The sequence below is a fragment of the Amycolatopsis sp. NPDC028719 genome, from assembly GCF_055565395.1.
This window is the reverse complement of the sequence record NZ_JBVHUL010000005.1, coordinates 258,408-277,096: the sequence shown is the minus strand read 5'-3', so window position 1 is coordinate 277,096 and position 18,689 is coordinate 258,408. Positions and strand designations below refer to the sequence as shown.

Sequence of the window (18,689 nt, the reverse complement as noted above, 5' to 3'; positions counted from 1 at the left end):
GCTCCCCTCGTGGACTCCGCGTGCCGCCGCTCACGACGTTACCGTGACGGCGGCACGCGGCGCTCACTCCTTGGCGCCACTGGTGGCGATGTCGCCGTTGAGGCCGCGCGGGTAGAAGCCGCCCGAGGAGACCTTGTCCGGGTTCAGGTAGGCGATGTTGAGCACGCGGTCGGCGGAGCGGCCGAACGCGATGCCGTTGGCGTCCGCGGGGATGAGGTTCGCCTTGCCGTCCTTGAGCACGCCTTCGTCGTCGTCGGCCTTGCCGTCGAGGCTGTCGCGGGCGTCGGAGATCTTGTTCGTGATGTCGCCGAGGCCGCGTTCGAACAGCTGCCCGCGCACGATGCCCGCGTGGTAGGCCTCGACCGCGAGGATGCCCGCCGCCGCGTCGAGGAACGTCTTGTTGTTCACCAGCGGCGCCGCGCCCTTGTAGGCCGACACGCCGACGTCCTCGAACAGGAACGCGGCGAGCAGGAAGTTGTTCTCGCTCGCGAACGGGTCGAAGGTCTGGCCTTCCTTGATGACCCCGGCGGCCTGCATGGCGGCGGTGAAGCTGTTCTGGAAGTCGATCTCCGGCTGCGCGACGGCGGCCTTGTCGAGCGCCTTGCGCAGGAAGGTGACGTGGGCGACCTCGTCGCCGGCGATCTCCTGGACGATCTGCTTGGTGTGCTCGCTCTTGAACTTCACGGCGTGGCCGCCGGAGACCTTGCCGAGGTTGCCGACGCCGTTGACGTACTTCTCGTTCAGCCCGTAGCCGTAGACGGCGAACGAGTACAGGTTCGCCTCGAGGTACTCCAGGTTGAGCGCGAAGTTCAGCACCGCGGCGTCGCTGGCGGCGGCGTCCTGCGCGTTCTGCTCCGGGTACTGCGAAGTCGCGCCCGCCGAGCCGAGGCCCAGCGACAGCGCGGTACCGAGCGCGCCGGCACCCGCGACGCCGAGCCCCGCCGCTCCCGCAGCCTTGAGGAAGCGGCGGCGGTCGGTCGCGTTCTCCGCGCTGCGCTCGACGAGCTGCTGTGTGTAGCGTTTTCCGAACACCGGGGGACGTCCTCTCGTGACGAGTTCGTCCACCTCACCCACCGGTCATACGTACCCGGACGGCCCCCGGCTCGGTCAAATCGGGAAAAAGTTCTTGCTCTTTTTGTTTCCGCAGGTCAGGAGCGTTCGGCCGCGGCGAGCCGGACGCACACGGCGAGCGCGCGGACGGCCTCCTCGACGTCGGCGAGCACCGGGAACGTCGGCGCGATGCGGATGACCGCGTCGGCCGGGTCGTCGCCGTGCGGGTGGGTCGCCCCGGCGGGGGTCAGCGCGACGCCGGCCTCCTTCGCCAGCCGCACGACCTCCTTCGCGGTGCCCTCGGGCACGGTCAGCGAAACGAAGTACCCGCCGGTCGGCTTGGTCCAGGACGCCAGGTCGGAGAGCTCTTCGGTGAGGATGCGGTCGACGGCCTCGAACTTCGGGCCGATGATCTCGGCGTGCTTGCGCATGTGCGCGCGGACGCCGTCCTCGTCCTTGAGGAAGAGGGCGTGGCGCAGCTGGTTGACCTTGTCCGGGCCGATGGTGCGCTTGCCGATGTTGCCGACCCACCAGGCGAGGTTGGCCTCGGAGGCGCCGAAGAAGCCGACACCGGCGCCGGCGTAGGTGATCTTCGAGGTCGAGCCGAAGACGAACACGCGGTCGGCGTTGCCGGCCTCGGTGGCCAGGGCAAGGATGTCGGCCAGCTCCGGCTCGTCTTCGGTCAGGTGATGCACGGCGTAGGCGTTGTCCCAGAAGATCCGGAAGTCGGGCGCCGCGGTGGTCATGGTGGCGAGCCGCTTGACGACGTCGTCACTGAACGTGACGCCGGTGGGGTTGCTGTACTTCGGCACACACCAGATGCCCTTGACGGCGCTGTCCTCGGCGACGAGCCGCTCGACGACGTCCATGTCGGGGCCCTGGTCGGTCATCGGCACCGGGACCAGCTCGATGCCGAAGCGCTCGGTGAGCGCGAAGTGGCGGTCGTAGCCCGGGACGGGGGCGAGGAACTTCAGGGTCGGCTCGTCGGCCCAGCGGCGTTCGGCACCGGGGAGCTTCGACAGCAGTGCCTGGACGACGGCGTCGTGCATCAGCTCGAGGCTGGAGTTGCCCGCGGCGAGCAGCTGCCCGGCCGGGACCTGCAGGGCGCCCGCGAAGATGCGGCGCAGCTCCGGCAGGCCCTTGAGGCCGCCGTAGTTGCGGACGTCGGTGCCGTCCTCGGCCTTGAAGGTACCGTCGCCGGGGAGGCTCAGCAGGCCGTTCGCGAGGTCGAGCTGCTCCGGGGAGGGCTTGCCGCGAGTGATGTCGAGGGAGAGGCCGCGGTCGACCAGGGCCGCGTAGTCGCGGCGGGCCGTGTCGACGTCGACGGAAGCAGTGGTCATGACGTCAACGCTAAACCCGGCGTCGATACCATTTCGGGGCGGGTCCTGGCTAGGGTGGTTGGTGTGCATTTGGTAGTCCACGCCGACCAGCGGCAGTTCTCGTTGCGCGACTCCGGTTCCCGGCTGGACGGAAGCGGCTGGACCGCGCTCGCCGTGGAATCCCACCGGATCGGGGTGGAGCCGGGCGGGTTCGCGATCGCCACGGCGAGGTCGGACCTGGTGGAGTCGTCGATCACGCTCCTTCCCGCACCGCCCGCGTTGTCGCCTTCCGCGGAGCACGTGGTGGAAGCGGATCTTCCGGTTCCGAGCGGCAAACTCGTGATTTCCGGTCCGGCGGACTACCCATCGCAGGAAAAGTTCTTTTCGGTGCTGCCGGGTTTGTACCGCGCCCGGGTCTCGTACGTCCCGGCCGGGCCGCCGCCGGTCGACTGGAACGACCACGAGTACGGCGAGCACTACCGGTACGTGGTGGAGATGTGGCCGGCGTCGTCGGAGTCGGACGTCGAGGTACTGAGGCAGGGCGCGGCGGTCTGGGACGGTTAGGCGTGGGTGGCACGCATGCCGCTCGTCGGTAACTGCTGGGGGGCGGTGTGCCGTTGAGTGCGGTGTGTGGCCGCGCTGGGTAGCGATGGCTGTTCCCGCCACGGCGGGCATTGGTCGCGCGGTTCGTTGGTGCCGATCGTGGCTGGGTGCTGCTGTTGGGCTGCTGTGGCCGGGGCGTGGGTGTAGGCCCGTAGCCGGTTGGCTGCGGGCCTTTCCCGTGTTCGGTTGTTCAGGCTGCGAATGGGAGTGGTTGGTGGAGGTTGTTGCGCCGGGGTTTTCGGCGTTTGTCCAGGAACTCCGGTAGACCGTCGGCGGCGATGCGGACTTGCCAGCCGGAGCGGTGCACGAGCTGGTGGTGGTGGGCGCAGAGCAGGACCAGGTTGGTGAGGTCGGTGGGGCCGCCGTCTGCCCAGTGGCGGATGTGGTGGCCTTGGCAGTGACGGGGTGGGCGGTGGCAGCCGGGGAAGGCGCAGCCGCGGTCGCGGAGGTAGAGCGCGTGGCGGAGTGGGGTGGTGATCAGGCGGTGGTGGCGGCCCAGGTCGAGGGGTTCGCTTTAGATTACCGACATCCGAACGCAGACTCATCACTCGATCAGCTGGAAGCTGTACAGCGGCAGGGACACCGTTGCGTGGGGAATCGGCGCTCTCGCACCGAGCGGCAAGTAACAACACGAAGCGCCGATTTCCCACGCCCCGGCGAAGCCGTATCTTGAAAACCAAAGAGCCCAGAACCCTAAAGCGCAGTAAGAGAAGCCAACTTCCAACGCCCATCAACCCGCTTGGCAGTCACAGCCAGCTGAGCAACGGAAGAAGACGGCGCACCCCCACCCTGGGTAACAGTCTGCTGATCCAGGAACAACAACAACGAAGCATCGTCCCCCACCAAGGTCCGCACCCCCACCGCCCGAACAGTCGTCGTCCGAACCAGCTTCTCCGCCGTAGCCCGCGTACGCGCCGAAGCGAACTGGTCGCGGTACTGGCCGACCGCCGCCCCCGTCAGCACCTCCGAAGCCGCCCGCTCGGTGCGCGGCAGGTTCGCGTAGTCGTAAGAAAACACCGACTTCACCGCATCGCTCACCTCGGACGAAACCGACGCAGTCGCCGAAGTGTCCACCAAAGCGAGATTGTCCCCGGGGGACAGGGAAGCGGTCTCGACACCGAACCACACGGCACAGCCCAGGGCCACTGCCACGACCAAAGCCAGCACCCGCGTCACGAGCCCGCCGCCTGCACACCCGCGACCTTCCAGCCGGAGCCGGAGCGCGCAACGTCCACCGTCAGCCGGTTCAAGCGAGGCGAAGCGGGAGAACCGCCCGTCGAGACCCGTACGTCCAGCACCGCCAGCAGACGCGCCGTCCCGCGGGACACGTCGATCTCCGTCACCGCGGCCTGGACCAACGACGCCGTCGAAACAGTGCGAGCCGTGGTCGCCCGGTCGATCTGCACCTGGCGGTCCCCAGCAAGATCCTTGCCGTACTGGCCCGTCGTAGCCGCGATCCAGCGGTCCACGTCCGCGCCCGCCGCCCGGTAGTCGATCGTGTTCAGCGTGACCAGTTCCGGGCCCGCCGCCGCGAGCACGGCGTCACGCTCGCGGCCCCGGGCAGATGCATCGTCCGAAGCGGCCCGCCACCAGGACCAGCCGGAGAACAGAGCCGCGAGCACCGAAACCACCGCGGCCACGACCAAAACCCTCACGGCGCGCCCAGCAGCTTGCCGAGCCCGCCCGCCGACGGCCCGGTCAGCAGGCTCAGCATCCCCGGCAGCTGCGCCGGCGAAGAAGCGGCCGCCTGCTGCTGAGGCGCGGCCGGGATCGCCGGCGGCTTGCCCGCGTAGGGCGCGTTCTGCGACCCGCGCACCCCGGTCGGGCTGCCCGGCGGCTCGGCGCAGTACGCGTTCAGGTTCACCGGCGCCTCGGACTCGTCGTTCGCCGGACGCTGCTTCGTCCCTTCGTAGCCCTTCGTGCACGAAGCCGGGTCGAAGAAGTTCAGCACCACGCCCAGGTGCCCGGTGCCGTCCGGGGACGTCGACGGCGAGAACGCCGAGATGATCGGGTACGCCACCAGCAGTTCCTCGATGGCGTCCTTGCGCGACGTCGTGATCTGCGCCGTGGTCAGCAGGTTGGCGAACAGCACACCCAGGTCGGTCCCGGATGCCGCGAGCACGTCGCTGATCTGCCGGCTCAGCGCGGGCGCCTGGGCGATCACGCGCCGCAGATCCGGGTCCGACGTCTTGAGCTGACCCGCGATCTTCTTCAAACCGGAAGCGAAGTCGGTGATGTTCGCGGCCTGCCGTTCCTGCGTGTCCAGCACGATCCGCGAATTCGCCAGCAAGCCCTGCGTTTCCGGGAGGTACTGCGTGGCCACCGAGGTCAGCGAACTCGTGCTGTCCAGCAGCTGCTGCAGTTCCGGGCCCGCGCCGGCGAACGCGTTGTACGTCTCGTCGACGACCGTGCGCAGCGAGTCCGGGTGCACGCTCGCGACGAGGTCGTCGAGGTGGGTCAGCACGGTGTCCGGCGACGGCGGCAGCGACGTCTTGTCCGCGGTGATCACGGACCCGTCCGTCAAGAACGGACCGCCGTCGTGCAGGGGAAGGAGGTCGACGAACTGCTCCCCCACCGCCGACCGGTTCGCCACCTGCGCGTGCGCGTCGGCCGGGATGTCCGGGGCGCCGGAATCGATGTCGAGCGCGACGTCGACACCGTGCTCGGTCAGCGTCATCCCGGTCACCCGTCCGACCGTGACCCCGCGGTAGGCGACCTCGGAGTTGACGAAGATGCCGCCGGAGTCGGTCAGCTGCGCGGTGACGACGTAGCCGCGGTTGCCGAAGAGCCGGTCCAGCCCGGCGTACCGGCCGCCGGCGTAGACGACCGACACGACCGCGATGACGACGAACGCGAACAGCTGGATGCGGACCTTGCGCGTGGTCACCTGCCGCCCCCGATCAGGCCGAGCAGCCCGCCCAGCAGATCCGGGCCCGCGCTCTGCGGCCCCGGTCCGAGGTCCGGCAGCGGCAACGGCGGCGCGACCGTCGACGGCTGCCCGCCGATCCCGGAAGGCAGCGCGATCGGCGGCTGCGACGAGTTCGTGAAGTTCTGGATCAGCGTGTCCAGGTCGAGGTTCACGTTCGCCTCGACGTTCGCGTAGTCGCCCTTGATCACGTTGCCCGCGTAGTCCGGGAACGGGTAAGTCAGCAGGATCTGCAGCGCGTTCGGCAGGTCGGAACCGGCCTCGCCGAGCTTGGTCAGCGTCGGCTGCAACGCCTTGAGGTTCGCGACGAGCTGGTCACGGCTCTTCGTGACCGTGTCCACCGCGACGCCGGAAAGCGTGTTCAGCGCGTTGAGCATGCTCACGAGCTGGTCACGCTGGTCGGTGACGATCTTCAGCCCTGGCGCGAGGTTGTCGAGCGCGTTGGAGAGATTCTGCGTCTGAGCGGTCAAGGTGTGAGACAGCCTCCCGAGCCCGTCGATCGCGCGCAGGATCTCGGTCCGGTGCCCGTCGAGCTGGGTGGCCAGTTCGTCCACTCGCGACAGCAGCGCGCGGATCTCCGGCTCGTTGCCTGACAGCGCGTCGTTCAGCTCGCGGCTGATCTTCTGGATCTGCTCGACGCCGCCGCCGTTGAGCAGCAGGGACAGCGCGCCGAGCACTTCCTCGACCTCGGGGTTGCGGTTGGTGCGCCCGAGCGGGATCTGCGCGCCGTCCCCCAGCTTCCCGGTGGCCGGCTCGGCGGCCGGCACGCTCAGCTCGACGAACTTCTCCCCCAGCAGTGAAGACTGCTTCAGCTCGGCACGGGCGTTCGCGGGCAGCGCGATGTCGCCGTTGACGGTCATCGCCACCAGCGCGGACCGCGTGTCCGGCGTCAGGGTGATCTTGTCGACCCGCCCGACCGCGACGTCGTTGACCTTGACGCTGGACTGCGGCACGAGGTCGAGCACGTCGGTGAACAGCGCGGTGACGTGGTACGGGTGGTCGCCGACGTCCGCGCCGCCGGGCAGCGGCGTGCCGTAGAGGCCGTTGAACCCGCCGTCGCTGCAGGCCGCCAGCACCAGCACCCCGGCGAGCACTCCCGCGAGCCGCTTCACTTCGCACCCCCCGAAAGCTGCTCCATCACGTCGACGAGCGGGAGTGGCAACGGCGGGAGGGTGCCGTTCTGCAGGGAGTTGAGCACCTGCGGGATCGTCGGCAGCTTCAGCACGCCGTCCAGCACCGGCGCGAGCTGCTTGCAGACGTTCCCCAGCGTGTCGGGGACTTCCTTCGGGGTGCCCGCGCCGATCAGCCGGCACACGGTGAGGATCGGCGGGTTGGTGAGCTCGTTGAGGTTGTCGCGGACGGCGATCGTGCCCGACGCGGCATCGTAGGAGTTGATGAAGTTGGTCGCGCCGGTCGGCGCGATGTCGAGCACCTCGGCGAGCGACGCGCGCTGGTCGACCAGGACCTTCGAGAGCGACGCCAGCTTGTCCACATTGGACTCCAGCGCGCCTTTGTTGTCGTTGACGAACTGCTGGACGTCGCCGAGCGCCCCGCCGAGGGACTGCAGTGCCGCTCCGACGTCGGAGGAGTCCGCGGCGAGGAACTGGCTGACGTCGGCGACGCGCCCGTAGAACTCGTTGAGCTGCTGGTCGCTCCGGGCCAGCGCGCCGGTGAAGGAGTTGAGGTTCTGCACGGTCGAGAACAGGTCGTCCTTCGAGCCGTCGAGGGTCTTCGCGAGGTCGGCGAGCTGCCCGACCGTCGAGTTCAGCGAGGCGCCGTTGCCCTTCAGCGCGTCCGCCGCGGTGTCCAGGACGCCGGACAGCGCGCCGTCCTTGTTGGCGCCGTTCGGGCCGAGCGCCGTCGACAGCTTGTCCAGGCTGGAGTACAGGTCGTCCAGCTCCACCGGCGTCGCCGTCCGGTCCTTCGCGAGCACCGTGCCGGTGGCCAGGGTCGGGCCGCTGTCGTAGGCCGGGGTCAGCTGGACGTACCGGTCGCTGACCAGGCTCGGCGCGACGACGACCGCGCCGACGCCGGCCGGCAGCGGCACGTCGTCGACCCGCATGTCCACGCGCACCGCGTCACCCTGTGGCGTGACGTCGGTGACCTGCCCGACCGGCACGCCGAGCACCCGCACCGACGAACCCGCGTAGAGCCCGACGGTCTTGCCGAAGTACGCCGACAGCGTCGTGCCGGTGGAGGCGCGGAACACCAGCCACAGCCCGGCGGTGACGACCAGTGCCACGATGCAGGCGAAGGCCAGCCACGTCACGAGGCTGCGGCCGCGGTAGGTCCGGATGGTCATCGGCCGCCCACCCCCTGGTTCGGCGCCGCGATCGGCGGGGTGCAGCCTTCGGGGTTGATGTGCAGCCCGGCCGCGGTGATCGTCGGCGGCAGCAGCCCGCACAGGTAGCCCTCGAACCAGCGGCCGTTGCCGGTGGCGTTCGCGCCGACGCGGGCGAACGGCGCCATCAGCTTGAGGCTCTGGTCGAGGTTGCCCTGGTTGCGCTGCAGGATGTCGGTCACCTTCCCGAGCTTGTCCAGCGTCGGCTTGAGCTGCGCGCGGTTGTCCGCGACGAGCCCGGACAGCTGCTGCGAGAGCTGCTGGGTGCCGGTGAGGAGCGCGTGGATGGCGGTCTTGCGGTTCTGCAGTTCGGTGAGCAGCAAGTTGCCGTCGCTGATCACGCGCTGCAGCTGCGCGTTGCGGTCGGACAGCGTCTTGGACACCTGGCTCGTGTTGGCCAGGAGCGTGTGCAAGTCGTTGTCGCGGGAGGAGACGGTCTTGGCCAGCGAAGACAAGCCGGTCAGCGTGTCCTTGAGGTACTGCGGGCTGTCCTTGAGGCTGTCGGAAAGCGCGTTGAAGCTGTCCGCGAGCTGTTTCGTGTCGATGTCGCCGACCGTCGTCGACAGCTGTTCGAAGGCGTCCTGCAACTGGAACGGCGTGCGCGTGCGACTCTGCGGGATCGTCGCGTCCGGCTCCTGCGCGCCGCCGCCCTTCGGGTCGAGCGCGAGGTACTTCTCCCCCAGCAGCGTCTTGATCTCGATGGACGCCGTCGTGGCGTCACCGACCCGGACGTCCTTGACGCGGAAGCGCACGAGCACCTGCTTGCCTTTGAGCGTCACGGACGACACCGTGCCGACCTTGACGCCGGCGACCTCGACCTCGTTGTCCGGTGCCAGCCCGGCGGACTCGCCGAAGTACGCCGAGTACGTGGTGCCGTTGCCGAAGAACGGGAGCTGGTCGGAGAAGTACGTCGTGGCCGTGACGAGCACGATCAGCACGAGCGCGACCGCGCCGACCGCGGCCTGGTTGCGATCCTTCAACGGCTTCACGGACCACACCTTTCCGCGCGCTGGGTGCCGGGGATCGGGATGATCGGCAGGGTGATGTCGAGCGAGGAAATGCCGATGGTGCCGGTGATCCCGCACAGGTAGTAGTTGAACCAGCTGCCGTAGCTCAGCGTCCGGGTGAACTTCTGCAGGTTGCCCGGCAGCACTTCGAGCAGGTGGTCGAGCAGCACGCCGGAGTCGCCGAGGTGCTGCGACAGCACGCCGAGCCGGTCGACGTCGTCCTTCACCGCGGGTCGCGCGTCGGCGAGCAGGCCCGTCGTGGACACCGCGAGGTCGCCGAGCGCGCTGACCGCGTCGCCGATCGGCTTGCGCTGCTCGGCCAAGCCGCTGACGAGCTTCTGCGTCTGCTCGATGAGGTCGCCGAGCTGCGGGCCGTGGGCGTTGACCGTGCCGAGCACGGTGTTGAGGTTCGCGATGACCTGCCCGATCACCTGGTCCTTGCTCGCGATCGCCGTGGTGAGCGACGCGGTGTGCTGGAGCAGGCTGGTGATCGTGCCGCCCTCGCCCTGGAAGACGCTGATGATCTCGGCCGAGAGCTGGTTGACGTCCTTCGGGCTCAGCGCCTTGAACAGCGGCTTGAATCCGTTGAACAGCACGGTGAGGTTCAACGCGGGCTTGGTGCGCTCGGGCGGGATCGTGCCGCCCTCCGGCAGCGCGCGCTCACCCGGGACGTCGGTGCCGAGGGCGAGGTAGCGCTGGCCGACGAGGTTGCGGTACTTGATCGTCGCGGTCACCGTCTCCGGCAGCCGGTAGGTGTGCTCGACGTCGAACCGCACCTCGGCGAGGTTCCGCTCGCCTTCGACGACCGCGATCGCGTCGACCTGGCCGACCTTGACCCCGGCGATGCGGACATCGTCGCCTTCCTTGAGGCCGGACGCGTCGGTGAACTTCGCCAGGTAGCCGGATGCCTCGCCGAAGTTCGTGTTCGCGATGGTGGCCGCGAGGACGCCGGTGAGCAGCACGGTGACGACGGCGAACACCGCGAGCTTGACCAGGGACGGGACGAAACTCCTCACTTCAGCTCCACCTCCGCCCCGCGGTAGAGCGGCCCCACGAGCAGGCCGGCCCAGCCGGGCACCTGGTCCGGCCGGGCGCCCAGCGCCGGCGACGCCAGCAGCGCGATCAGGTCCGACTCGTCGGCCGAGCCGACGATGCTGCCGGACCCGCCGATCGCGCCGCCGCCCGCGGTGAACGGGCCGGGCAGTTCCCCGGACGGCGACTTCGGCGGCGCGGGCTTGCTGGAGCCGTCCTCGATCGGGCCGTCGGGCGGGTACTGCGGCCACACCCCCGGCTTCGGGACCGAGGGGTAACAACGCGGCCCGCGCTTGTCCTCGTACTTCGGCTCGTCGACGCCGGGCAGGTACTTGCCGCGGCTGGCGGCGAACTCGATGGTGACCCGGCTGACCTCGGGGTGCGCGGTGCCCTTGCCGAACGCCAGCTCCGCCCGCGGCACGGACTCCGCCAGCTGCCGCATCAGGCACGGGTACTCGGGGGCGTACTTGGCGAGGACGTCCAGCGTCGGCTGGACCGCGGTGGTGAGCCGGATCAGGTTGTCCTTGTTGACCTGCAGGAAGCTCGTGAGGTCCATCGACGCTGCCGCCACGGTGGCGTACAGGTCGGTCAGCCGGTCGCGCTGGTCGACGATCGTCCGGCTCGTCGTCGTCAGGTCGGACAGTGCCTGCAGCAGGTCCGGCGCCGCCCGGTCGTAGGTGTTCGCGACGTTCGCGAGGCCGGTGATGTCGGCCTTGATGTCCGGCAGCGACGGGTTGAGCTTGCCGAGGTAGTCCGACAGCTGCACGAGGGTCTGGCCGAGCTGCTTGCCGCGGCCTTCGAGCGCGGTCGACACCGCCGTCAACGTGCTCGACAGCTTCTCCGGCTGGACCGCCTGCAGCAGCGGCATCACGTCGTCGAGCACCTTCTGCAGCTCGATCGCGGTGCTGCTGCGGTCCTGCGGGATGACGTCGCCGGCCTTGATCGGGCCTTGCGAGAGCCCGGGAGCCTCGGGCAGCTGCAGCGAAACGTACCGCTCACCGAAGAGCGTCTTCGGCAGCAGCCGCGCCGAGACGTTCCTCGGGATGACGTGCGTCTTGTCCGGGTCGAGGGCCAGCTCCAGCTCGGCGTGGTCGCCCTTCGCCAGCACCGACCGGACCTCGCCGACGAGCATGCCGCGGACCTTGACGTCGCCACCCGTGCGGAGCTGGCTGCCGACGCGGTCGGTCTCCAGCTTCACGAGCGTCACCGGTGTGAACGCCTTGTTGTAGACGGCGAGCGTGAGCGCGATGAACAGCGCGGCCACGAGCAGGAAGGCGAGCCCCAGCACCTGGTACCGGAGCCGCTGCCAGAGCTCGCGCCTCATCCCGAGATCCTCACCGTGGTGTTCGCGCCCCAGATCGCGAGGGACAGGAAGAAGTCCAGCACCGAGATCAGCACGATCGACGTCCGCACCGCGCGGCCGACCGCCACGCCGACCCCGGCCGGGCCCCCGCTGGCGTTGAAGCCGTAATAGCAATGGGAAAGGATCACGAGCACGCTGAACACGATCACCTTCCCGAACGACCAGAGGACGTCGCCGGGAGGCAAGAAGAGCGTGAAGTAGTGGTCGTAGGTGCCCGCGGACTGGCCGTAGAGCCAGATGGTGATCTGCCGCGACGCGAGGTAGCTCGAAAGCAGGCCGACCGCGTACAGCGGGATCACCGCGGCGACGCCGGCGAGCACCCGCGTGGTCACCAGGTACGGCATGCTCGGCACGCCCATGACTTCCAGCGCGTCGATCTCCTCGGAGATCCGCATCGCGCCGAGCTGCGCGGTGAAGCCGCAGCCGACGGTCGCGCTCAGCGCGAGCCCGGCCGAGAGCGGCGCGACCTCGCGTGTGTTGAAGTAGGCGGAGATGAATCCGGTGAGGGCGGCGGTGCCCAGCTGGTTCAGCGCGGAGTAGCCCTGGAGCCCGACGATCAGGCCGGTGAACAGCGTCATCCCGATCATCACGCCGAGCGTGCCGCCGATGACGGCGAGGCCGCCGGTGCCGAAGCAGACCTCGGTGAGCAGCCGCAGCGTTTCCCGGCTGTAGCGGCGGATCGTGCGCGGCGACCAGGCGAGCGCCTTCGCCGCGAAGGCGAGCTGCTTGCCGAGGCCTTCCAGGCTCTGGCCCGGGCGCGCGATGTACTCGAGCGTCCGGTCGTGGTCGAGGGGCTCCGCCGTCATCACATGGCCTTCGGCGGGACGATCCGCAGGTAGATCGCGGTGAGCACGACGTTGATGAGGAACAGCAGCAGGAACGTGATGACGACGGCCTGGTTGACCGCGTCGCCGACACCCTTCGGGCCCGGCGGCGGGTTCAGCCCGCGGAACGCCGCGACGACCCCGGCGACGAAGCCGTACAGCAGCGCCTTGATCTCGCTGACCCACAGGTCCGGCACCTGGGCCAGGGCGTTGAAGCTGGCCAGGTACGCGCCGGGCGTGCCGCCTTGGAGGACGACGTTGAAGAAGTAGCCGCCGAGCACGCCGACGACGCTGACCAAGCCGTTGAGCAGCACCGAAACGACCATGGCGGCGAGCACGCGTGGCACGATGAGGCGCTGGATCGGGTTGACGCCGAGGACCTCCATGGCGTCGATCTCTTCGCGGATCTTGCGCGCGCCGATGTCCGCGCAGACCGCGCTGCCCCCGGCGCCCGCCACGAGCAGCGCGGTGATCAGCGGGCTGGCCTGCTGCACGATGGCCAGCGCGCTCGCCGCGCCGGTGAACGACTGGGCGCCGATCTGCGCGGTCAGCGAGCCGAGCTGCAACGCGATCACCGCGCCGAACGGGATGGCCACCAGCGCGGTCGGCAGGATCGTGACGCTGGCGAAGAACCAGCACTGCTGGATCCACTCGCGGGTCTGGAACGGGCGTTTGAAGATCGCGCGCAGGACCTCCCACGAGAGCGTCGCGAGGCGCCCGACCTGGGTCAGGGCCGCGGTTCCCGGGAGCGTGCCCGTGCTCTCGCTCACCACACCTCCCAGTAGGTCGTCGCTGACCCCCGAGTGTTCTCCATACCCGGTGCCCGATTTTCGTTAGCGGTGTTAACTGATCTCCGTCAAAGCATCAGAAGCTGAGGTTGAGGGCGTGCGACGCCGTGGCGCCGCCGTCCGCGACGAACTCCGAACCCGTGCAGTACGCGCTTTCGTCGCTGGCGAGGAACAGCACCAGTTTCGCGACGTCCTCGGGCTGCCCGACGCGGCCGAGCGCGACCTTCTTCCCGACGTACGACATGTCGACTTTCTGCCCGCCGGCGGCGGTCTCGACCATCTGCGTGTCGATCGCGCCGGGGTGGACCGAGTTGACGCGGATGTGCTTCTTGCCGAGTTCCATCGCGGCGACCTTGGTCATCCCGCGGATGGCGAACTTGCTCGCGGTGTAGGCGACGAGGTAGGGCATCCCGGCCAGTCCCTCCACAGAGGACACGTTGACGATGGAGCCACCGCCGGCGGCGGTCATCGGTTCAACGACCGAGCGCATCCCGAGAAACGCCCCGATCTGGTTCACCCGGATGACGCGTTCGTAATCGGCCAGCTTCGTCTTGCCCAGTTCCGAGAAATGGAGGATGCCCGCGTTGTTGACCAGCACGTTCGGCGCGCCGAACTCGGTGGTGACCCGCTCGACCGCGGTGACCCAGCCGTCCTCGTCGCCGACGTCGAGGTGCTGGTAGACGGCCTGCTCCCCGAGTTCGGCGGCGAGCTGCTTGCCCTCGTCGTCCAGGATGTCGGCGATCAGCACCTTCGCGCCCTCGGCGACGAACGCGCGCGCGGCGGCCGCGCCCTGGCCGCGCGCGGCGCCGGTGATGAGGGCGATCTTCCCGTCCAGCCTCATGACTCTCCCAGGATCTCGGTGGCGGCGAACATCCGGCCGGGGTCGCGCTCGGCGAAGAACGCGCTGACCGACGTCTCGAGCTCGTCGATGCGCCAGCGTTGCTCGATCCGCGGCGCTTCGACCAGGGCGACCGTGCCGCCGTGGACGACGAACACCTGGCCGTTGACGTGCTCGGCCGCGGGCGAAGCGAGGTAGGCGACGAAGGGGGCGACGTGCTCGACCGAGAGTGGATCGGCGCCCGCCGAGGTGTTTTCGGGAGCCGCGCCGAACACACCCTCGGTCATCGCCGTCCGCGCGCGAGGGCAGATCGCGTTGGCGCGGACGCCGTACTTGGCCAGGCCGCGGGCGGCCGACATGGTGAGCGCGGTGATGCCCGCCTTCGCGGCGGCGTAGTTGGGCTGGCCGGGCGAGCCGATGAGGAAGGCTTCGGACGCGGTGTTGATCAGGCGCCCGTAGACCGGCTGACCGTCTTCTTTGGACTTGTCACGCCAGTACTTGGCAGCGTTGCGGGACAACAGGAAGTGGCCGCGCAGGTGCACGCGCAGCACCGTGTCCCAGTCGTCGTCGGACATCGAGAACAGCATCTTGTCGCGCAGCACGCCCGCGTTGTTCACGACGACGTCGAGCCCGCCGAGGTCGAGGGCGGCACTCACGAGCGCGTCGGCCGTGGCGCGTTCGCCGACGTCACCGGCGACCGCGACGGCAGTGCCGCCGGCGGCTTCGATTTCCTCGACGACGTCCTTCGGCTCGCCGATGTCGTTGACGACGACCGTGGCGCCCTGGGCGGCGAGGGCGAGCGCTTCGGCTCGGCCCAAGCCCGCGGCGGCGCCCGTGACGATCGCTGTCCTGCCGGTCAGGCTCACGCGAGGCCTCCTCGTCGAGTCCGGTGATCGGGCCTACATTAGAATCTGTTCTTGCCGAGGGCAAGCCCTTGAGTGAACACCGCTAACCGGCGATGAACAGGGCATTCTTGGGGCAACCCTTCACGGCATCTGTAACATGTTCTACTCGATTGGCCGGAACCGGTCCCGGCTGGATGACGAGTTCTTCGTCGTCGTCCAGGTCGAAGACGTCCGGCGCGAACCCCACGCACACCGCGTTCGCCTCGCAGAGCGAACGATCGACGCCGATCTCCATGCTTCCTCCGCCGCGTGAGTCCTGGTACAACTAGAACAGGTTCTACTATAACGCCGGATCGAGGTGACGGGTGCGGATCGACTACACGCCGGAACAGCGGGCACTGGCCGCGGAGCTCCGGGAGTACTTCGCCGAACTGATGACGCCCGAGCGGCGCGAAAGCCTCCGCGCGGGCGACGAGTACGGCGATGGCGTGGCGTACAAGGAGATCGTCCGGCAGCTGGGCAAGGACGGCTGGCTGGCGCTCGGCTGGCCGAAGGAGTACGGCGGGCAGGGCCGGCCGATGCTCGACCAGCTCATCTTCACCGACGAGGCGGCCGTCGCCGGGGTGCCGGTCCCGTTCCTCACGGTGAACACCGTCGGGCCGACCATCATGCGTTACGGCACCGACGAGCAGAAGGCGTTCTACCTGCCGAAGATCGCCGCCGGCGAGCTGCACTTCTCGATCGGCTACTCCGAACCGGAGGCCGGCACCGACCTGGCGTCGCTGCGGACGCGCGCGGTGCGCGACGGCGACGAGTACGTCGTCACCGGGCAGAAGATGTGGACCAGCCTGATCGAGTACGCCGACTACGTGTGGCTCGCCGTCCGGACCGACCCCGACGCGAAGAAGCACCGCGGCCTGTCGATGCTGATCGTGCCGACGTCGGCTCCCGGGTTTTCGTGGACCAAGGTGCGCACGGTCGCCGGCGCCGGGACGAGCGCGACGTACTACGACGGCGTGCGCGTGCCGGTGTCCGCGCGAGTCGCCGAGGAGAACGCGGGCTGGCCGCTGATCACCAACCAGCTCAACCACGAGCGCGTCGCGCTGACGTCGTCGGCGCCCGTCCGCAAGGCCCTGACGGCGGTGCTTGATTGGGCGAAGGAGACCGGCGCGATCGACCAGGAGTGGGTGCGGCTGCACCTCGCGCGGGTGCACGCCGGCGCGGAGTACCTGAAGCTGCGGAACTGGCGGATCGCCTGGGCGGCCGCGGCGAGCGAGCTCGGCCCGGCGGACGCGTCGGCGACGAAGGTGTACGGCACCGAGTTCGCGATCGAGGCCTACCGCCTGCTGATGGAGGTGCTGGGCGCGGCGGCCGTCGTCCGCGACGGTTCGCCGGGCGCGCTGCTGGCCGGGCGGATCGAGCGGCTGCACCGGTCGGCGCTGATCCTGACCTTCGGCGGCGGCACCAACGAGATCCAGCGGGACATGATCGCCGCGACCGCCCTCGGCCTGCCCGTCACGCGCTAGGAGCGTCTCATGGACTTCACCCCCTCCGAGGCGTCGGCCGACCTCGCCGCGCTGACCCGGCGGATCGTCACCGACAAGGTCACCCACGACCCGCACGGCACCGGCGGCTTCGACGCTCCACTGTGGACCGCTCTGGGCCAGGCGGGCGTGCTCGACGCGGCATTGCCGTCCTCGCTGGGCGGCGGCGGGTTCGGGCTGCTGGAGCAGTGCGCGGTGCTCACCGAGATCGGCCGCGCGGTGGCGGCGGTCCCCTACCTGCCGTCGATCACGATGGCGGCGTCGGCGCTGGCCGGGTTCGGCACGCCGGAGCTGGTGGACCGCTGGGTGCTGCCGGTGCTGCGAGGAGAACGCGTTCTAGCGGTGGCACTGGACGGCTTCACGGCGTCGGACGGAGTGCTGTCGGGCTCCCGGTCCGCGGTGCACTTCGGCGCGTTCGCCCACGGGTTTCTCGTGGCGGCGTCCGGCGAGGTCTTCCTGGTCGACGCGTCGGCGCCCGGCGTGACGGTGCGGCCGCAGCAGACGACCGACCACGCGGACGCCGGCCTGCTGGAACTGTCCGGCGTGCCCGGGACCTCGCTGGGCGACATCGGCGAATGGCTGCGCCTGCGCGGGACGGTGGGGGTGTGCGCGCAGCAGCTCGGCGTGGTCGAGCGGGCGCTGGAGCTGACGGCGGCGTACGCGGCCGAGCGGAAGCAGTTCGACCACGTGATCGGCGGGTTCCAGGCGGTCCGCCAGCGGCTGGCGGACGCGTACGTGGACGTGGAGGCGGTCCGGCTGACGTCACTGCAGGCGGCCTGGCGGCTGGCTTCGGACCTCCCGTCGGCGGAAGCGGTGGCGACGGCCAAGTTCTGGGCGGCGGAGGCCGGCCACCGGGTGGCCCACACGACGGTCCACATCCACGGCGGCGTCGGCATCGACGTGGACCACGAGGCCCACCGCTACTTCACGGCCGCGAAGCGCCTGGAGTTCCTGCTGGGCTCGGCAACGACCCAGCTCCTCGCCCTGGGCGACGAGCTGGCCGCGGACGCCTGACCCCGAAAGCCGTGAATGTCGCATTGAGGGACTTGAAGTCTCTCAATGCGACATTCACGGCTTTCCTACTCGGCCGCGTAGGTCCAGAACTCGCGCATCAGCCGGGTCGGTTCCGGGCTCGTCATCTCGACCTGCGTCAGCAGGATCGTCACCGTGCCCGTCGCCGGGAGCACGTGCCAGGCCGTTCCCGCGCCGCCGACCCAGCCGTAGCGGCCCGGGACCTGCCACGGCTGCTCCGCCTCGACGTCCACCGAACCGCCGTATCCCCAGCCCTGTCCCTGCAGGAACATCCGGCCGGCCGCGCGCTGGGCCGGCGTCAGGTGGTCGGTGGTCATCCGGTGCACCGACTCCGGCGTCAGCAGCCGGTGGTCGCCGGCCCTCCCCTCGGCCAGCAGGAACCGGCCGAACGCGAGCAGGTCGCCGGCCGTCGAAACCAGGCCCGCCGCACCGGACGGGAACGGCGGCGGCGCACTCCACCGGCCCTCCGGCGAGTCGATCAGCCGCGGCCCCGCCTCCCCCGGCCGGTACGCGCTGGTGAACCGGCCCAGCGCCACCGTCGGCACGAAGAACCCGGTGTCGGCCATGCCCAGCGGCTCGAACAGCCGCTCCGCCAGGAACTCCGGCAGCGGCCGGCCGGCCACCCGCGCGATCAGCACGCCCTGGATGTCCGATGCGGTGTCGTAGAGCCACGCCTCCCCGGGCTGGTGCAGCAGCGGCACCTGCGCCAGCGCGGCCATCCACTCGTCCGGCGCCAGTGCCCGCGGTGCCGCCGCCGGGTGGCCCAGCACCTGCAGCAGCAGGTCGACCGCGGGCAGCGTCATGTCCGCCGCGAGGCCGTACCCGCACCGGAACGTCAGGAGGTCGGCCACCGTGATCGGGCGGACGGCGGGCACGACGTCGTCGACCGGCCCGGCCGGCGTCCGCACGACCACCGGTGAGGCGAGCTCCGGCAGCCACCGCGCGATCGGGTCGTCCAGGGCGAGCTCGCCGTCGTCGACGAGCAGCATCACCGCCGCGGCGGTGATCGGCTTGGTCAGCGACGCGACGCGGAACAGCGAGTCCCGCGCCATCGGCACGGTCCCTTCGGCGTCGGCCGAGCCCACCGCAGCCGCCTCGACCTGGTCGCCGTGCGCGACGAGGGCGACCGCGCCGGGCAGGTCCGAAGCGTGCCGCTTCAGCAGTTCGGTCAGCACGG

The 18,689-nt window shown here is 69.8% G+C and carries 19 protein-coding genes and 1 pseudogene; 3 read left to right on the top strand and 17 right to left on the bottom strand.

What is annotated here, in order from left to right; genetic code table 11:
• Positions 1-63: 63 nt before the first annotated feature.
• Both ACZ4TR_RS24595 and ACZ4TR_RS24590 read right to left on the bottom strand, forming a co-directional pair.
• Entirely contained in the window at positions 64-1,032 is a 969-nt protein-coding gene (locus tag ACZ4TR_RS24595) for a ferritin-like domain-containing protein (RefSeq protein ID WP_465289195.1), read from the bottom strand.
• A gap of 116 nt (positions 1,033-1,148) precedes the next feature.
• A complete protein-coding gene (locus tag ACZ4TR_RS24590) occupies positions 1,149-2,390 on the bottom strand; it encodes an aspartate aminotransferase type Ic (RefSeq protein ID WP_465289194.1) in 1,242 nt (413 codons plus the stop codon).
• Between the two features lie 63 nt (positions 2,391-2,453).
• Here ACZ4TR_RS24590 and ACZ4TR_RS24585 point away from each other — a divergent pair, with 63 nt between their 5' ends.
• A complete protein-coding gene (locus tag ACZ4TR_RS24585) occupies positions 2,454-2,933 on the top strand; it encodes a hypothetical protein (RefSeq protein ID WP_465289193.1) in 480 nt (159 codons plus the stop codon).
• Positions 2,934-3,162: 229 nt separating this feature from the next.
• On the opposite strand, the pseudogene ACZ4TR_RS24580 reads toward ACZ4TR_RS24585, so the two are convergent.
• The 14 genes and pseudogenes from ACZ4TR_RS24580 to ACZ4TR_RS24515 form a co-directional block, all read right to left on the bottom strand.
• A pseudogene (locus tag ACZ4TR_RS24580) lies at positions 3,163-3,486 on the bottom strand (HNH endonuclease signature motif containing protein); the annotation flags it as partial.
• A gap of 179 nt (positions 3,487-3,665) precedes the next feature.
• Positions 3,666-4,148: a hypothetical protein gene (locus ACZ4TR_RS24575; RefSeq protein ID WP_465289192.1), complete on the bottom strand. Its 483-nt coding sequence runs from the start codon at positions 4,146-4,148 to the stop codon at positions 3,666-3,668.
• Positions 4,145-4,627, bottom strand: a complete 483-nt coding sequence (locus tag ACZ4TR_RS24570; protein WP_465289191.1) for a hypothetical protein — start codon at positions 4,625-4,627, stop codon at positions 4,145-4,147. Before ACZ4TR_RS24570 ends, ACZ4TR_RS24575 begins: the two co-directional genes overlap by 4 nt.
• A complete protein-coding gene (locus ACZ4TR_RS24565; protein ID WP_465289190.1) occupies positions 4,624-5,859 on the bottom strand; it encodes an MCE family protein in 1,236 nt (411 codons plus the stop codon). The genes ACZ4TR_RS24570 and ACZ4TR_RS24565 overlap by 4 nt, the downstream gene beginning before the upstream one ends.
• The gene (locus ACZ4TR_RS24560) at positions 5,856-7,010 is read right to left on the bottom strand and encodes an MCE family protein (RefSeq protein WP_465289189.1); all 1,155 of its coding nucleotides are present in this window, start codon (positions 7,008-7,010) and stop codon (positions 5,856-5,858) included. Before ACZ4TR_RS24560 ends, ACZ4TR_RS24565 begins: the two co-directional genes overlap by 4 nt.
• Positions 7,007-8,200 (bottom strand): MCE family protein, encoded by a 1,194-nt coding sequence (locus ACZ4TR_RS24555; protein WP_465289188.1) that lies wholly within the window; start codon positions 8,198-8,200, stop codon positions 7,007-7,009. Before ACZ4TR_RS24555 ends, ACZ4TR_RS24560 begins: the two co-directional genes overlap by 4 nt.
• A complete protein-coding gene (locus tag ACZ4TR_RS24550) occupies positions 8,197-9,228 on the bottom strand; it encodes an MlaD family protein (protein WP_465289187.1) in 1,032 nt (343 codons plus the stop codon). The genes ACZ4TR_RS24555 and ACZ4TR_RS24550 overlap by 4 nt, the downstream gene beginning before the upstream one ends.
• The gene (locus ACZ4TR_RS24545) at positions 9,225-10,262 is read right to left on the bottom strand and encodes an MCE family protein (RefSeq protein WP_465289186.1); all 1,038 of its coding nucleotides are present in this window, start codon (positions 10,260-10,262) and stop codon (positions 9,225-9,227) included. Before ACZ4TR_RS24545 ends, ACZ4TR_RS24550 begins: the two co-directional genes overlap by 4 nt.
• Positions 10,259-11,602 (bottom strand): MCE family protein, encoded by a 1,344-nt coding sequence (locus tag ACZ4TR_RS24540; protein ID WP_465289185.1) that lies wholly within the window; start codon positions 11,600-11,602, stop codon positions 10,259-10,261. The genes ACZ4TR_RS24545 and ACZ4TR_RS24540 overlap by 4 nt, the downstream gene beginning before the upstream one ends.
• Complete coding sequence (locus ACZ4TR_RS24535) at positions 11,599-12,447, bottom strand: MlaE family ABC transporter permease (protein ID WP_364521219.1); 849 nt, start codon at positions 12,445-12,447, stop codon at positions 11,599-11,601. The genes ACZ4TR_RS24540 and ACZ4TR_RS24535 overlap by 4 nt, the downstream gene beginning before the upstream one ends.
• Positions 12,447-13,235, bottom strand: a complete 789-nt coding sequence (locus ACZ4TR_RS24530; RefSeq protein WP_155542112.1) for an MlaE family ABC transporter permease — start codon at positions 13,233-13,235, stop codon at positions 12,447-12,449. Before ACZ4TR_RS24530 ends, ACZ4TR_RS24535 begins: the two co-directional genes overlap by 1 nt.
• 94 nt (positions 13,236-13,329) lie before the next feature.
• Positions 13,330-14,094, bottom strand: a complete 765-nt coding sequence (locus ACZ4TR_RS24525) for a glucose 1-dehydrogenase (RefSeq protein WP_465289184.1) — start codon at positions 14,092-14,094, stop codon at positions 13,330-13,332.
• Positions 14,091-14,957: a 3-oxoacyl-ACP reductase gene (locus tag ACZ4TR_RS24520; RefSeq protein ID WP_465289183.1), complete on the bottom strand. Its 867-nt coding sequence runs from the start codon at positions 14,955-14,957 to the stop codon at positions 14,091-14,093. Before ACZ4TR_RS24520 ends, ACZ4TR_RS24525 begins: the two co-directional genes overlap by 4 nt.
• Before the next feature lie 82 nt (positions 14,958-15,039).
• Positions 15,040-15,231 carry a ferredoxin gene (locus ACZ4TR_RS24515; RefSeq protein ID WP_465289182.1) on the bottom strand — a complete coding sequence of 64 codons (192 nt, stop codon included), beginning with the start codon at positions 15,229-15,231 and terminating at the stop codon, positions 15,040-15,042.
• A 70-nt stretch (positions 15,232-15,301) separates the two neighbouring features.
• On the opposite strand from ACZ4TR_RS24515, the gene ACZ4TR_RS24510 reads away from it, so the two are divergent.
• Positions 15,302-16,462, top strand: coding sequence for an acyl-CoA dehydrogenase family protein (locus ACZ4TR_RS24510; protein WP_465289181.1), 1,161 nt, complete (start codon positions 15,302-15,304; stop codon positions 16,460-16,462).
• A gap of 9 nt (positions 16,463-16,471) precedes the next feature.
• Positions 16,472-17,494, top strand: a complete 1,023-nt coding sequence (locus ACZ4TR_RS24505; protein ID WP_465289180.1) for an acyl-CoA dehydrogenase family protein — start codon at positions 16,472-16,474, stop codon at positions 17,492-17,494.
• A gap of 65 nt (positions 17,495-17,559) precedes the next feature.
• Here the strand turns inward: ACZ4TR_RS24505 and ACZ4TR_RS24500 are convergent, their stop codons facing one another.
• Complete coding sequence (locus tag ACZ4TR_RS24500; protein ID WP_465289179.1) at positions 17,560-18,687, bottom strand: serine hydrolase domain-containing protein; 1,128 nt, start codon at positions 18,685-18,687, stop codon at positions 17,560-17,562.
• Positions 18,688-18,689: the final 2 nt, after the last annotated feature.